The organism is Thioalkalivibrio sp. K90mix (assembly GCF_000025545.1).
GTDB lineage: Bacteria > Pseudomonadota > Gammaproteobacteria > Ectothiorhodospirales > Ectothiorhodospiraceae > Thioalkalivibrio.
The window spans coordinates 1-13208 of record NC_013930.1; the positions used below are offsets into that span (position 1 = coordinate 1).

The following is a 13208-nucleotide window of genomic DNA, read 5'->3' on the forward strand; positions in this document are numbered from 1 at the left end:
ACGGTAGATCCGCCAGCACCGCGGCCGGCGGTGCGATGTCGCAAGGAGGCGATTCGATGTCGAAAGAAAACATTCGAGCAGAGTTCTCGACCGACCGGGACGGTTGGGGTTGGCTTCAGGATCAGATGACCCGTGGGCGCCCTGGTCTTCACACGATGGCGGCCCTGGTGGGGGCGATGGTCGCGCTTGCTATCACAGCGCTCGTGGAAGGCAGTGTGCGTTTCGAGCAGCTTGCGCTGGTGGGGGTCGGTTTAGTCTGCTACGTCCTGCTGAGTCTCGTGGCAGCGCTGGGTCGTCAGGCCGATGGTGTTGTCGAGCATGGTGGATGTGCGGCGACGGCCTTGCCGGTTTTCGTGAGCGCCTGCGTGATCGGTCTTGGGTTGACGCAGGTGGTTGCGGGCATGGTTGTAGCGTCCGCCCTGGTGCCGATGGTGGCGCTGATGATGGTGGCGGATCGCTTCTGCTCGAAGTAGCGGTTTGCGACCTGGGAAACGACCTTTGCGGGTGTCAGTCTCGCGCGCGTAGGATGGAAGCTGATAGAAGCCCGACGCTGGGGTAACAAGCGACCGGGCCTTTCGGCCTTTTCCCACCGGGGAGATTCATCATTCCCCGAGTGGGAAGGATGCGTCTCCCCTTCTCAACCAGAGATAGGAGACGTTTTCCATGATGACGACAGACAGTAACTTCACGTTGCTGGGGGAGCTCGGGGTTCACCCCGAACCCCTGAATATCCGGAGCGGTACCGCAGTGCGGTTGTCCATCGCTCAGGATAAGCCGGGAGGTGACCGTGGCTGGATCAAGGTCATCGCTTTCGGCAAGGCGGCTGAGGCTGCGCTCTCGTACGCCAGGAAAGGTGCTCTTGTCTCTGTGAAGGGACACATGGAGCCCAAGCGTATCGAGGTTCATGGCACCACCCTTACGACCGTTACCCTGATTGGGGAGCACATTCGCGTCGTACGGGCGGCTGTCGATCCTGATGACGGCGTTATCCAGGGCTTGGAGGATTCCGGGTCTGAAGGCAACACGGAGCCCACCCCAGAAACGAAGCCCAAACCGGATCCGGTTGCGGTGGCGCAGCAAGCGCCCCCGGTGACCGGTGTCGGGATGAGCTTCAATTTTGGTCAGGGTTCTGACTCAGGTTTTGCGTCAAGCTCACCGCGCCGGGAACGGCGTTCACCACCCTCCCCTGAGCCCTCAACCTCTGTAGAGCGCAAAGAGCCGGTCTACCGCACGTCGGAGGAATCGCGTTCACCGCGGTTTCAGCCACGCGTGGTTACGGCTGAGGAGCGTATGCAGGAACTCGAGCGTTCAGGAGAAACCACCCATGAGCCGCAAGAGCGGTCGAAACCTTCCCTGGGAAAGCCCCCCCGTCCGGCCCCTGCCAAGCAGCAGGAGCCGCCGCTGGGTTTTCGGTGGGAATAGCGCATTCCGCGCTTCTTTAGCCCCTCCTCGGGTTTTGTGCTTATTCAGCGGTCCCGGTGGAGCGGGGTCGCATGTTCAGGAGAAACACCATGCGAAAGATGAAGCTCGTGATTGTTGTTCTGGCATCCCTGGTGATGGTCGGTTGTGCGAATACGCCGATCGGCAGCGGGGACTACTCCGTCAATCAGGCCCGGACTCCGGGTACCGTTGTGAACGGAACCGTGACTGATATCCGTAGTGTTCGGGTCCAGGAGGACTCGCGTGCGGGTCAGCGTGGAACCATTGGCGCCATTGCCGGTGCTGCGGCGGGAGCTGCGGTAGGCAACCAGGTAAGCGATGGTGCGACGCGACGGATCGCGCAGACCGCGGCAGCAGCGGCGGGATCGGCGATTGGCTCTCGAGCTGATCAGCGGATGGCGCAGCAGCAAGGATTGGAGCTCCAGGTAGAGCTTGAAGACGGTCGCCAGGTGGTTGTCACCCAGGGCGTCGACCAATCCTTCGGTGTAGGTCAGCCGGTCCGGTTGATTCGTCACGGAAACACCTACCGGGTCACCCAGTAGGAGCTTGATCGCGGGCCTGTCCCGCGTAAACTTCACCCCGGTCGGGTTGGCGGCACCTTGAGTCTCCCGGTTGAACCGGGGATCATGGCCTCCGCCAGCCTTGCTGGTTCATTCAAGACCTCCAAGGTTGGAGGCAAGGAGAAAACCATGTCGGAAGTAATCTCGGGCGATGTTGCCCGTAACACCCAGGACGTTCCCTACCAGGCGGCCTCGCTGGGTATCTGGGATAGCAAGTACCACCTCAAGGATATGAATGGGGCGCCGGTTGACGGTGACCTCGATGGCATGTTCAGCCGGGTGGCCGCAGACCTCGCCTCCGAGGAACCGGAAGAAGTTCGCGAGAAGCACGAAGCGGACTTCCGTTGGGCCTTGGAGAATGGGGCGATCCCTGCGGGGCGTATCCTGTCCAACGCAGGGGCGCAGGCCTTCAAGCCCGCGACCACCCTGATCAACTGCACGGTATCCCGAACGGTTCGGGATTCGATGCGGGATATCCTGGAAGCCACCGTGGCGGCCGGGATGACCCTGAAGTCTGGAGCCGGTATCGGTTACGACTTCAGCACCCTCCGTCCGAAGGGGGCCACCGTATCCGGCGCTGGTGCCGAAACGAGTGGTCCGCTCACTTTCATGGACATCTTCGATGCCACATGCGCCACCGTGTCCTCCGCTGGAGGGCGTCGCGGGGCGCAGATGGGCACCTTCGATATCGGGCACCCGGACGTGGAGCAATTCATTGCTGCGAAGCGCGCCAAGGGGCGCCTGACCAAGTTCAACCTGTCTCTGCTCATTCGCGACGAGTTCGTGGAAGCCGTCAAGGCTGACGCGGACTGGAAGCTGGCCTTCCCCTTGCTCCCCAGCGAGTCGGAGGAAGACCACGAGATCATCTACCGCGACTGGCCGGTGATCGAGGATGGGTACACGTTGGACGATGACGGCCGAGTGGCATGCCGTGTGTATCGCACGGTGCGTGCTCGGGAGCTGTGGGACAAGGTCATGCAGTCGACCTTTGACCACGCGGAGCCGGGGTTCATTCTCGTGGATCGTATCAACGAGATGAACAACAACTGGTTCTGCGAGACCATCAGGGCCACCAACCCGTAAGTAACCATGCGGCCTGCTGCGGTGACGCAGCATGGAAACACCCGATCTGATCGACTTGGAAATCCCGGCGGGGATGACAGGGGGCAAGCAGGGAGCGATCCCGTGCAGCCTGAACGACTGAGTGATTGGGCTCTCCTGGGAGCAGGAGATGGAGCGACAGTCTGGACTCCCGGATAACGCCGTTCGATGTTCGCGTCGAACCCAGAAACGGGAGAGGGAGCGCCGAAGCGCCTCCCCGCCCTGCCTTCGGGCCGGGTCAGTAGCCGGGTAGCCGGTGAAAGTAACAGTGCGGTGGTGAACAGCCCTTACCTCCGGATGGCGCCTGCCTGTTGGGCAGCGTCAATCTGACGCGGTTTGTGAAGGACCCCTTTACGGAGAAGGCCGAGTTCGACTGGGCCCGGTTCAAGAAGGTGGTGCGGATCTTCACGCGGATGCTGGACAACGTCGTGGATCGCTCGGGCTTGCCTCTTGAGGCGCAGCGCGAGGAGATCATGCGCAAGCGTCGTCACGGCATGGGGTTTCTCGGTCTCGGATCGACGATGGCAATGATGGGGCTTCCCTACGGGGAAGCGGGCTCTCTGGCCTTTACGGAAGAGGTGGCCCAGGTGATGGCAGTCGAGTCCTGGAAGATGGGTCTGGAGCTGTCGAAGGAAAAGGGACCGGCTCCGGTCCTGGACGAGGACTTCGAGATCACGCCGAAGATGATGCGGCAGCGTCCGGAGATGGCTCGCGACGGGTATTCCGTAGGCGATGTCATCAAGGGTCGTGTTCTGCATGCCCGGTACAGCCGGTACATGCAGCGCATCGCTGAGGTGGAGCCGAAGTTGGTGGAGGAGTTGGCCGAGCATGGCGCCCGGTTTACGCACGCCACCTCGATCGCCCCCACCGGGACGATTTCCCTGTCCATCGGGAACAATGCCAGCAATGGCATTGAACCCTCCTTCATGCATCACTACACCCGGAACGTCATCGTGCCCGGCAAGCAGTCGAAGGAGTCCCAGGACGTCTATTCGTTCGAGCTGTTGGCCTATCGGTACTTCGTCAACCCGGAAGCGGGTCCGGAGGAACTGCCGGCCACGGCGCGAAGCGCGAATGACGTCTCGGTATCCGAGCATGTGCAGGTCCAGGCGGCGGCGCAAAAGTGGGTGGATTCGTCCATCTCCAAGACCGTCAACGTTCCCACTGAGATCGACTTCGGTGATTTCGAGAACGTGTACCTGGAGGCGTTTGAGAGTGGCCTGAAAGGTTGTACCACCTACCGGTACAACCCGAAGTCCGCGATGGGCGTCCTCATGGACCCGAAGCAGCTCGAGAAGGAAACCTTCACGTTCGTTCAGGACAACGGCGAGGAGGTCACGCTGCGTGGCAACGAAAAGGTTTGGCACAACGGCCAGGAACACACGGCCGCCAACCTGTTCGCCGCGATTGAGGAGGGGTACTACGGAATGCTGTAGGCCCTGCTTTCAACCCCACCGGGGACACGTTCCCCGGCTGGGGGCGTGTACCCCTTTTTCAGGAGAGATCCAAATGGACATGAAGGAAATCAAGAAGCCCATTATCGCCGTCCATCGCGGCGGCGGGCCCCAGGCCCCGGCGGAAAACAAGCCGGCGGACATTGACCCCCTGGAGCGGCGCATTTCGTCGCGGCCGGAAGGGGAGTTACCGGCAGTTTCACAGAAGATCTGCTACTACACCCAAGACGGCAAACAGACGGTCTACCTGCTGGTCAGCTTCATGCCGGTCGAGGGTATGGTGGATGGCGAGAAGGTCGTGATTGAACGGCCGATCGAGTTCTTCCTGCCGACCGGGCAGCAGTCCGATTCGTACCAGTGGATCTCCGCGACCATGCGGAGCCTTTCCCTAGCCGCCCGCGGTGGCTATGCCGCACAGGCGCTAATGGACCTGCGTCAGGTGACGTGGGACAAGGGGCCAGTGCGGTGCGGATTGAATGAATACCGCAAGCCGGTGTATCACAACTCCGAAGCCGCCGCGATTGCCTATTCCATCCAGATGATCCTCTATCGTCGAGGGTTCCTGGACCTGGATGGCAACCAGCTCCCCTTGTGGGATTTGGTGGAGGCCTATCAGGGTCAAATCTCGCCGGTCCGTCCGGCGGCGGTCCAGACCCCGCCTCCGGGTGAAGAATCGGGCGTTCCGCAGCAGGGCGATTGTCCCCAGTGCGGCGGTGCCACCCAGATGATGGATGGCTGTCCGACCTGCCTCGACTGCGGGTATTCGAAGTGCTTATAAGCCTTTGATTACACCGCAAACCCACACCCCCGCGTTCATTTCGGACGCGGGGTTTTTGAGCACCCTTCGGGGTGCATTCCCGGGCGAATAAGGGTTCGTCGGGGAATGCACCCGGATCCATCCAGATCCAGGGGCCCTGCCCCGCTCCACCGTCTTTAAGCCAGCACCCTCACCCGGTGTTGGATAAGGCGCGCATCGGGCATTCCCGAGCGTGATACACCCACCCTCCCCTTGAGCGGGAGGTTTTTCAGGAGAAACACCATGACGGAACGAGAGTCGAAGCTGGTCTATTACGCAATGGCTCCGCGTGCCTACGCAGGGACCATCAGCGTGATCGAGGACGGCGACTTCCGCAGTTACTGGGTACCCAAGCTGCGCGGGAAGATCGTCTGCCTGGACCGTAATCGTTTTAAGTTCGACCAGAAGCAAGCGGCGCTTGAAGAAGCCCGAGCATTTCGGGAGAGCTGTCGACAGGAAGCCCGTGAAGCGGGACTGATCCACTGAACCCAACCGCCCTCTGGGCGCATTTGAGGAGAACCACCATGCATTGCATCGGAAAGCGAGACGACGAAGTCTATGTGGGCAACGCCTACGCGTATCACGGAGGTCTTGGGGTGCCGGAGTACCTGAGCCACCTGAAGACCGCCCGAGTCGGCGAAAAGGCGTTGGACCTGGACGGGAATCCACTCCCGCCGGATCTGCATCGCCCATTGTTCATTGGTCAGTCTGAAGTGGCGGAGTACAACCGCATCAAGGAGCATCAACTCACCAGGATCCGCATGGGTCTGGGAGATGATCATGTCTGATCGCGAAACGAAGCTGGAGGACCGGGCGCGTCGGTTTGCGACCGCAGCCCACGCGCGTGTGGGTCAGGTACGCAAGTACACCGGCGAGCCTTACATCGTGCATCCGGCCGCTGTCGTGGCGCTCGTGCGTTCGGTGGATCACACCGAGTCGATGTTGGCCGCTGCCTGGCTGCACGACACGGTGGAGGATACTGACGTCGAGCTGTCGGACATCGAGCGGGAATTCGGTGGCAAGGTCGCCTCCCTCGTCTACTGGCTCACCGATGTGAGTCGGCCCGAGGACGGCAATCGAGCCGAGCGGAAGGCATTGGACCGGGCGCATCTTGCCCAGTCTCCAATGCCGGCCCAGACCGTGAAGCTGGCGGATCTGATCGACAACTCCCGTTCGATCTTTCGGCACGACCCGAACTTTGCGCGAGTGTACCTGCGCGAGAAGCGGCAACTGCTGGAGGTCATGCAGGAAGGCGACCGTCTCTTGCGAGCGGAAGCCTTTCGGCTGGTCGAAGACTACGAGGAGCGCCTGCGGGCCGATCTCCGAGAGAACCCCGCCATCCTGACCGCCTGAACGGCAACACCCCTACCCGCCCCTACGGGGGCGCATTCAAGGAGAAACACCATGTCTGAACGCAACATCAAGCTGCCGGTCGACGGCATCGAAATCACCCTCTCGGAAAACGAGCATGGGACATCGGGGACCGTCACGCACGATCCCGACCTGCCCGACATCGTGGGGAGTCTTGTGCTGGCGCATGCCTGCGCAGGAATCGATGTGGAAGATCCGGCGTACCTCGAAGGGCTGGAGACAGCCCTGGGGATGTACTGGAGCCATGTGGATCCCGACGCCCCGGGCGCGTTTTTAATCGCCGGTCACAAAGAGGATGGCGAACAGCTCTACTGGAGTAACGACCAGGGCTGGGTGTCCGAGGATCAGGCCGACGTCTTTCACGACGCCAGCATTCGGGATCCGATGGGCGCCACGGGTCGAATCCAGACGCAGCCCCGGTAACTACTACCAACGCCCGTTGAGGGCTTCTTGAGGAGAAACACCATGAGCGATACGAAAAACGTCCCGCTTCGTGCGGGCGACATCACCCTGGTGCTGGCGGCTCTGCGGGCCACGCAGTTGCTGTTCACGGATTCGCCGGATATCCGGTCGATCTGTGAGTGGAAGCTGCTGGACGAGGATGAGATCGAAGCGCTGTGCGAGAAGATCAACATCCGCCCCGAGTCCGGGTTCGACCTGGACGCCACCGAGCGCGGTACCCTCTACTTTGCCCTGATGATGTGGGGCCAGTGGTCCGAGGGTCATCGCTTCAAGCAACAGGTGGCCCCGATCCTGGAAGACGGTTCGGAGTCGGATACCAGCAAGCAGGCGGCGATCGAACTTCGTTTCCGCCTGAAAGACACGATCACCCCCGCTGAGCGTGCGGACCTGGTCGCGTAACCCAACGGGCACCCTTCGGGGTGCCTTTTTCTTGAGGAGAACCACTATGTCATTTGCGAGCGATATGCTAGAGGCCCATGTCTGGGCGCTCGACGAGGGCTTTGTCCTCACCTACACCTGTTCCTGCGGCCATGAATACTGGACCGCCTGGGACGGCGAGGTGGATGAGGATTGCCCCTCGTGCGGAACGACCAACGCCCCGACCGATGCCTGGTCGGCGGAGGACATTCGGGACGCAATGAAGGAGATAGCCATCACCTGAACAGCCAGCCTCTGGCGGGTGAAATCAATGCTTGTAGATCCAAGCGGAAATTCACCCATCAGCCCAGGAGGCTGCGATGTTCGACGATGTCGACTTCTCTGCCCTGTCCGAAAAGGACATTCTCACCCTTCTGCACATCCTTCGGGATTGCCGGAAGGATCCTTCCCTCCTCTATGAGCTGCGTGAGCGGCTCACTGAGGAGCTTTAGCCCACCAGCCCCGCTTTGGCGGGGCTTTTTTTTGTCCGGGGAACGACCTTTGACAACACCAAAGGCGTCGCGGGCTCTAATCTCAAGAGACCCTGGAAGAACCCCCTGGACAAGGAGCGTCCTGATGACGATCAATTACCGTACTCCCCTGAACGCCCTGGCGGCCGCCGGCATGGCGCTGACCCTGGGCGGGGCCGCCTTCGCCGAAAGTGCCAACTACCGCGTCATCCTTCCCGACACCGCGAGTTTCGTGGCGACCGGTGGGGGTGGTAAAGAAGATCTCTGTGATGGGACGAGCGTCGAGGAGGTCTGGAAGTTCGAGGGGCATTCCAGCAGCGTCTACGGCGTCGCCGTCGACGGCGCCGGGAATGTGTACTCCGGGAGCCGTGACAACACCGTCCGCAAGATCGACCCGGACGGGAGCGAGGTCTGGAGCTTTACCGGGCATTCCGATCGGGTCTACGGCGTCGCCGTCGACGGCGCCGGGAATGTGTACTCCGGGAGTCTTGACAACACCGTCCGCAAGATCCGCCAGACCAGTGACACGTGCACATCGGGCTAGCCCGCGTTCGGCATAACGGGGGTGCCACCCCTACCCCACCCGTGTCGCCTCGGCGGCGCGGGTTTTTTGTGTCCGGGGTGCCAACCGAGAAATCGACCGCTGTCCGGGTCTTGGCTACGCTAGGAACGTGGAAGACATCCACGGACGGAAGCCATGAGCAGTCATCACAAGAAGTACCGCCCCTATATCCGCCGCCAGCACCCGGCCGACCGCGCCGATGATTTCAGCACAGCCCTGCGCCTGGCACTGTTTCAGGAGAACGGCTGGCGGGGCTGGGTTCTCGTGCAACACGGTGTACGCGGCAAGGTCGTGGAGATCGCCCGATCCCGAGGCGAGCTGATTCATTCGATGGTAGGTGCAGACGAGGGATTTCAGGCTTGGGCCCGGCGGGTTCAGGCGTTCGGCCCGCTTGTCGGATAGAGGCACACCCTACCTGCCCGGCGGGTCTGAAGCCGTTCCCCTGGCGTGGTGGGCGCTGACGCCCGAAGAAATCGACAGACCCAAGCCGAGCGATAGCATGGAAGCGAACAGTCAGAACAAGGAAGAACGCATGGAACAGACCACACCGACACCCCCCGGATCCGACGCTGACAGTGCGGATGCTCGACGCGGGCGCTTCCTGGTGGAGAACGGCGCCTGGTTGCGTTTCGGCGTGGATCAGGAATCGGAGGAAGACCGGAGTGCGGCGCTGGCGGTCCGTGTCCCGTTCAAGACCGATCTCTCGACGGTCGCCACCCGTGAGGACGCGGTGGATGCCGCAATCGAGGCCGCCGAACAAGCGACGAGCGAGGCGCATGGCAATGGCTGAGACCGGCTACATCGTCCGCGCCTACCGATATCCGGTACTACCCGCGGCGTCCCCCGACTGGGAATCGACCCCTTATGCGCGGATCGAACCGATCAAGCGCTCGGCTCGGAGTCATTACCTCGCCCACAACGCGCGGTACCGCTACGAGATCCAGGCGGTTGAGGTGGGAAAGAACGACGGAGCGGTACAAGTCCTGTCTCGGGCGCCCCTACTGGAAGCTGCGCCCGAGCCGGGTGCCGCCCGGCTACGCTGGGTGTCCTGCGAGAACGGGGGCGCATAGTGTTCGCCCGCGGCCCAATGCCGGGCGCGACCCCCAAGGCAGACGCCCTGGGAAGGCTTCCTGGGGCTCGGTGCCGCCAGCGCGAGGCGCTCGGGATTCGAGGGTATGTGGTCGAACTGCCCGATGGGCGCGCGATCGCCAGCGCCGGAAACGCCGGGAAGGCATGGGAAAAGGCCCTGGAATGGGCGCTAGGACAGGAACGGGAGCGAAAGGAACATGGAGCGAGTGACGAAAGAACACGTAGAGGAATGGGTGGAGAACCTGGTCCGCGCCAGCCGGCAGGCGGGTGATCGCGACAGCCGTGAGGTGGAAGTGGCCCGGCACCAGGTACTCGGCTTGCTCGAGCGCAGCCGAAAAGCCCTGGGAGAGGTCCGCAAGGAGCTGACCGACGCCGTCCACGGGCCGTTGTTGCGGGACGGGAAAAACCGCGACGAAGGCGGACTCGACTTCTATCCCGATCCGGACCACATCTACGGGTGCGTCTGGCGGGCGTACCATGCGATCAAACGACCGGTGCTCCCGGAGGCGGACTGGCGCGAGCGTGCCGCGCGGGCCTTGTGCCGCCAGCAAGATGACGACCCGGACGCCCCCGGCGAGTCGGACAATCACCAATACCGGTGGCAGGACTACCTGGAAATGGTGAAGGTCGTCGAACGGGAACATCAGGGCACGCGCGCATGAACACGGAACCCCCTATCGTCATCCGCCCGGCCATCCGGGCTTTCTACGGACGCCTGCTGATCGGCGCCGCCCTGCTGGCGGGCGGTCTGTATGCCCCGACCGCCGCCGCCGGCCTGGCGCGGCAGGAGTCGCAGCTGCTGCGGGATCTTGCCGGGGCCAGCTTCAACCTCCCCGGTCTGGGTGAAACAGGGATTGGCACCCTGGGGATGCTCCTGGGAATAGCCGGGGCCCTGGGCATGGCCGCCTGGATCATGCTGTCCCGGTACTACTACACCTGGCAGATGCACCCGGAGTACCTGCACGCCTCGGTCGGACTCGTCGCCAACAAGCAACGGGCGCTGTATTACGACAATGCTCGGATTCCAACCATCCGCCGCGGCATCATCGACCGGCTGCTCATGGTGGGGTCGCTGGAGGTGTCGTCCAGTGGCGCCGGCGGTGAGGGTGATTTTCGCATGGTCCGGATCTCCAACCCGGTCCGCCTCAAGCGCTCGGTGATGGAACGCATCGAGGCAGCCCGAGGCCGGTAGTGGACCTGGAGAGCTGACAGCCACCGGCCCGAAGGCCAGTGAATACCGGTCGGAACCGGACATGGGTCCATCCATCTGACGTTTGCAACCACGGCCCCATCGGGACGTGAGATCCATTGGACCCGAACAGGGATAGCCTGCCACAGGCCCTGGCCTATGACGAGCGCCCTATAAACTCGACAGATCCGCGGCGTTCGCTACGCTGAAGCCTCATTCAACGGAACCGGCCCGGAGCCGGCAGGAGAATCATCATGGAACTGCGAATCAAAGGCACGGATACCCTGCTCAATGGCACCAAGGAAGTGATCGAAGGCGTCGCCCTGGTGCAAGGCATCGAGGAAGACGGTACGCCGATCTATGTAGGGGAAACCCAGGTCCACTGGAATTCCCAACGGACCGTCCTGGAAGATGGCAAGGTGATCTGGGTCACCGAGGATGGCAAAGAGATCGCCCTCAACCCTGACCAAATCGAGAACGTCCCGGACGAATAGGAGGGGTGTCGCAATGTACAGCAATAGCCATAACCGACCAGCATACAAGCGGGCCATTGGCCGCTTCCTTGTTCGGCCCTTGGTCGTTCCGGTCCTGGATTCACTAACGCTGTGGTCGTTCCGGTGGAAGCGCCTGAAAAATCCTGAAGATCAAGGCGGCAGGGTTGGTTCGGGCGTCTATTACCTCGACCCTCAGACGGGGCACCACCACCGGCGTGATTGTGCCGTGAGGATTTGCGAAGCGCGGGTGCGGAACACGAAGAACGCCCGCGGGCGCTGATGGGGAGCATCGGGATGACGTCAAGACAACTGGGGGATCACACATTCACCGTCCGGGAGAAAACGTCCGGGTGGGCTGTGGTGCGCGACGACGGTTTCTTGATGGGGGTGGGATTCCCCACCGAGAAGAAAGCGCAAGACTGGCTTGACCGCGAGCTGGCGCTGGCCGAACAAGAAAAAGGAGAAGCCTCGTGAAAATCTTTGTCCTCATGGCGCAGCGCAAGTGCGACTACCCCAGGCAGTACGGCCCCGAGGCGCTGGCCTGCATGAGCGAGTACGAGCACGACGTCAATCCGTCCTGGCTGCATGAAAAGCGCGAATCCTACCTGAAGACGGACGAGCTCGAGTCGGTCTGCATCATCCCGCTGGAGGTCATCAGAGGATGAAGTTGAACGTCGACTCTCGCCCTCGAATGACCCGATTGCAGCGGAGGTGACGTATGCATAGCCACGAATCCTGCGACAACGACGAAACCAATAGGTCGCTCTTTGATCGGGTGGTGCTCATTGGGCCTGCTGTGTTTGTTGTGTTAGCGGTTAGTTGGTTAATCAGCGTTCTGCTTGTGATCGGCGCCGAGATCAGTGACGAGCGATATGAGGAAATCACCCAGATGGTCGAGGCTCAACCTGAGCTGAAGGGGACGGTCGCCCGCCTGATGGAAGGAGGATGCGGCCTGCCGGTTCGACATGGGACGTGTCTGACCTATTGGGACGCCCAGGAGATCGAAAAACGTTACGACATCCTGACCGGCAAAAAGATCAGCGATCGTCTGGCGCGGGACGTAGGGGTGTCCATCGACTAGCCCGGCCGCCCCTGTACGGCACTCCTCGCCCCATCGGCACGGATGCACGCCCCGCGGTCCACTGCCAATAATCGACAGATCCGGCGTCTTCGATACGCTGGAGTCTCCATCAACGGATACCGGCCCGGAGCCGGCAGGAGCTTTTCAATGTCGCAACAGAACTACTATCGCAAGACCGTCACCGTGACCTTCTACGCCGAGAACCCGGAGGTACTGGAGCAATCGGTCGAAGGTCTGGCTCAAGAAGCGGTTACGGGGGAGATCGTCGCGGATGCAGGCGACCAGAAGACCGAGACGATTTCGCCATTGGAGGCCGCCTACGGTCTGATCCGCGCGGGCTCCGAGCCCAGATTCTTCATGGATCTCCCGGACCCCGAACTGATTAACGAGAACCCCGAGGTCGAGGAGTGCATCGTCGCCCTGGCGCGCTGCGACATAGAGACCCCCGAGTTCGATGAGGCCCTTGGCCGCTTGCAGGCCATTATCGGTGTGAATTCCGGAGACCTGGCGGCTCAGTTCTTTTCGGGTATGGACTGGGCAAATATGGCCGCCAACGTGCGCCGCGACAAGGTCCGAGGCTACATCGGGGCCGAGCAGTCCCACGCCGATTCCGCCGTGAGCCGATAGGTCTGCGATCCACGACGCCCTCACTCCACACGACCGAAATCCGCCCGGCATCGTCCGGGCGGCGGACTCGGCCCGAAGCCGGCAAAGAGGATTAC

General features: G+C 62.0%; 22 protein-coding genes and 2 pseudogenes. 23 read left to right on the top strand and 1 reads right to left on the bottom strand.

Going from position 1 to position 13208, the window contains the following annotated elements:
* From TK90_RS13110 to TK90_RS13165, 12 genes and pseudogenes are all read left to right on the top strand, one after another.
* A partial coding sequence (locus tag TK90_RS13110) for a hypothetical protein (protein WP_244406399.1) occupies nucleotides 1-473 on the top strand: 473 nt, incomplete at its 5' end.
* Nucleotides 474-663: 190 nt separating this feature from the next.
* Complete coding sequence (locus TK90_RS13115; RefSeq protein WP_013006459.1) at nucleotides 664-1422, top strand: single-stranded DNA-binding protein; 759 nt, start codon at nucleotides 664-666, stop codon at nucleotides 1420-1422.
* Between the two features lie 89 nt (nucleotides 1423-1511).
* Nucleotides 1512-1982, top strand: coding sequence for a hypothetical protein (locus TK90_RS13120; protein ID WP_013006460.1), 471 nt, complete (start codon nucleotides 1512-1514; stop codon nucleotides 1980-1982).
* A gap of 147 nt (nucleotides 1983-2129) precedes the next feature.
* Nucleotides 2130-3080, top strand: a pseudogene (locus tag TK90_RS13125) (ribonucleotide reductase N-terminal alpha domain-containing protein); the annotation flags it as partial.
* 296 nt (nucleotides 3081-3376) lie between these two features.
* Nucleotides 3377-4537, top strand: a pseudogene (locus TK90_RS13130) (ribonucleoside-diphosphate reductase); the annotation flags it as partial.
* A gap of 79 nt (nucleotides 4538-4616) precedes the next feature.
* Nucleotides 4617-5333 (top strand): hypothetical protein, encoded by a 717-nt coding sequence (locus TK90_RS13135; protein WP_026288197.1) that lies wholly within the window; start codon nucleotides 4617-4619, stop codon nucleotides 5331-5333.
* Nucleotides 5334-5594: 261 nt separating this feature from the next.
* The gene (locus tag TK90_RS13140) at nucleotides 5595-5837 is read left to right on the top strand and encodes a hypothetical protein (RefSeq protein WP_013006461.1); all 243 of its coding nucleotides are present in this window, start codon (nucleotides 5595-5597) and stop codon (nucleotides 5835-5837) included.
* 38 nt (nucleotides 5838-5875) lie between these two features.
* Entirely contained in the window at nucleotides 5876-6139 is a 264-nt protein-coding gene (locus tag TK90_RS13145) for a hypothetical protein (RefSeq protein WP_013006462.1), read from the top strand.
* Nucleotides 6132-6704, top strand: a complete 573-nt coding sequence (locus TK90_RS13150) for an HD domain-containing protein (protein WP_013006463.1) — start codon at nucleotides 6132-6134, stop codon at nucleotides 6702-6704. Before TK90_RS13145 ends, TK90_RS13150 begins: the two co-directional genes overlap by 8 nt.
* Nucleotides 6705-6755: 51 nt before the next feature.
* A complete protein-coding gene (locus tag TK90_RS13155; protein ID WP_013006464.1) occupies nucleotides 6756-7145 on the top strand; it encodes a hypothetical protein in 390 nt (129 codons plus the stop codon).
* 42 nt (nucleotides 7146-7187) lie between these two features.
* A complete protein-coding gene (locus tag TK90_RS13160; RefSeq protein ID WP_013006465.1) occupies nucleotides 7188-7583 on the top strand; it encodes a hypothetical protein in 396 nt (131 codons plus the stop codon).
* A 46-nt stretch (nucleotides 7584-7629) separates the two neighbouring features.
* Nucleotides 7630-7845, top strand: a complete 216-nt coding sequence (locus tag TK90_RS13165) for a hypothetical protein (RefSeq protein WP_013006466.1) — start codon at nucleotides 7630-7632, stop codon at nucleotides 7843-7845.
* 58 nt (nucleotides 7846-7903) lie between these two features.
* On the opposite strand, the gene TK90_RS15285 is transcribed toward TK90_RS13165, so the two are convergent.
* Nucleotides 7904-8188 carry a hypothetical protein gene (locus TK90_RS15285; protein WP_168021588.1) on the bottom strand — a complete coding sequence of 95 codons (285 nt, stop codon included), beginning with the start codon at nucleotides 8186-8188 and terminating at the stop codon, nucleotides 7904-7906.
* Between TK90_RS15285 and TK90_RS13170 the strand changes: the two genes are divergently transcribed.
* From TK90_RS13170 to TK90_RS13220, 11 genes are all read left to right on the top strand, one after another.
* Nucleotides 8178-8615 (top strand): PQQ-binding-like beta-propeller repeat protein, encoded by a 438-nt coding sequence (locus TK90_RS13170; protein ID WP_013006468.1) that lies wholly within the window; start codon nucleotides 8178-8180, stop codon nucleotides 8613-8615. The genes TK90_RS15285 and TK90_RS13170 overlap by 11 nt on opposite strands.
* A gap of 153 nt (nucleotides 8616-8768) precedes the next feature.
* On the top strand, nucleotides 8769-9035 hold the full coding sequence (locus TK90_RS13175) for a hypothetical protein (RefSeq protein ID WP_013006469.1): 267 nt from the start codon (nucleotides 8769-8771) through the stop codon (nucleotides 9033-9035).
* Nucleotides 9036-9132: 97 nt separating this feature from the next.
* A complete protein-coding gene (locus tag TK90_RS13180) occupies nucleotides 9133-9423 on the top strand; it encodes a hypothetical protein (protein WP_013006470.1) in 291 nt (96 codons plus the stop codon).
* Nucleotides 9416-9703 carry a hypothetical protein gene (locus TK90_RS13185; protein ID WP_013006471.1) on the top strand — a complete coding sequence of 96 codons (288 nt, stop codon included), beginning with the start codon at nucleotides 9416-9418 and terminating at the stop codon, nucleotides 9701-9703. Before TK90_RS13180 ends, TK90_RS13185 begins: the two co-directional genes overlap by 8 nt.
* A gap of 216 nt (nucleotides 9704-9919) precedes the next feature.
* Nucleotides 9920-10384, top strand: a complete 465-nt coding sequence (locus TK90_RS13190; protein WP_013006472.1) for a hypothetical protein — start codon at nucleotides 9920-9922, stop codon at nucleotides 10382-10384.
* Nucleotides 10381-10914 (top strand): hypothetical protein, encoded by a 534-nt coding sequence (locus TK90_RS13195; RefSeq protein WP_013006473.1) that lies wholly within the window; start codon nucleotides 10381-10383, stop codon nucleotides 10912-10914. The genes TK90_RS13190 and TK90_RS13195 overlap by 4 nt, the downstream gene beginning before the upstream one ends.
* A 251-nt stretch (nucleotides 10915-11165) precedes the next feature.
* A complete protein-coding gene (locus TK90_RS13200) occupies nucleotides 11166-11405 on the top strand; it encodes a hypothetical protein (RefSeq protein WP_013006474.1) in 240 nt (79 codons plus the stop codon).
* 294 nt (nucleotides 11406-11699) lie between these two features.
* A complete protein-coding gene (locus tag TK90_RS13205; protein WP_013006476.1) occupies nucleotides 11700-11879 on the top strand; it encodes a hypothetical protein in 180 nt (59 codons plus the stop codon).
* Nucleotides 11876-12070, top strand: a complete 195-nt coding sequence (locus tag TK90_RS13210) for a hypothetical protein (RefSeq protein ID WP_013006477.1) — start codon at nucleotides 11876-11878, stop codon at nucleotides 12068-12070. The genes TK90_RS13205 and TK90_RS13210 overlap by 4 nt, the downstream gene beginning before the upstream one ends.
* A 53-nt stretch (nucleotides 12071-12123) precedes the next feature.
* Nucleotides 12124-12486: a hypothetical protein gene (locus TK90_RS13215; RefSeq protein WP_013006478.1), complete on the top strand. Its 363-nt coding sequence runs from the start codon at nucleotides 12124-12126 to the stop codon at nucleotides 12484-12486.
* Between the two features lie 147 nt (nucleotides 12487-12633).
* Nucleotides 12634-13113, top strand: coding sequence for a hypothetical protein (locus tag TK90_RS13220; protein WP_013006479.1), 480 nt, complete (start codon nucleotides 12634-12636; stop codon nucleotides 13111-13113).
* Nucleotides 13114-13208 lie beyond the last annotated feature (95 nt).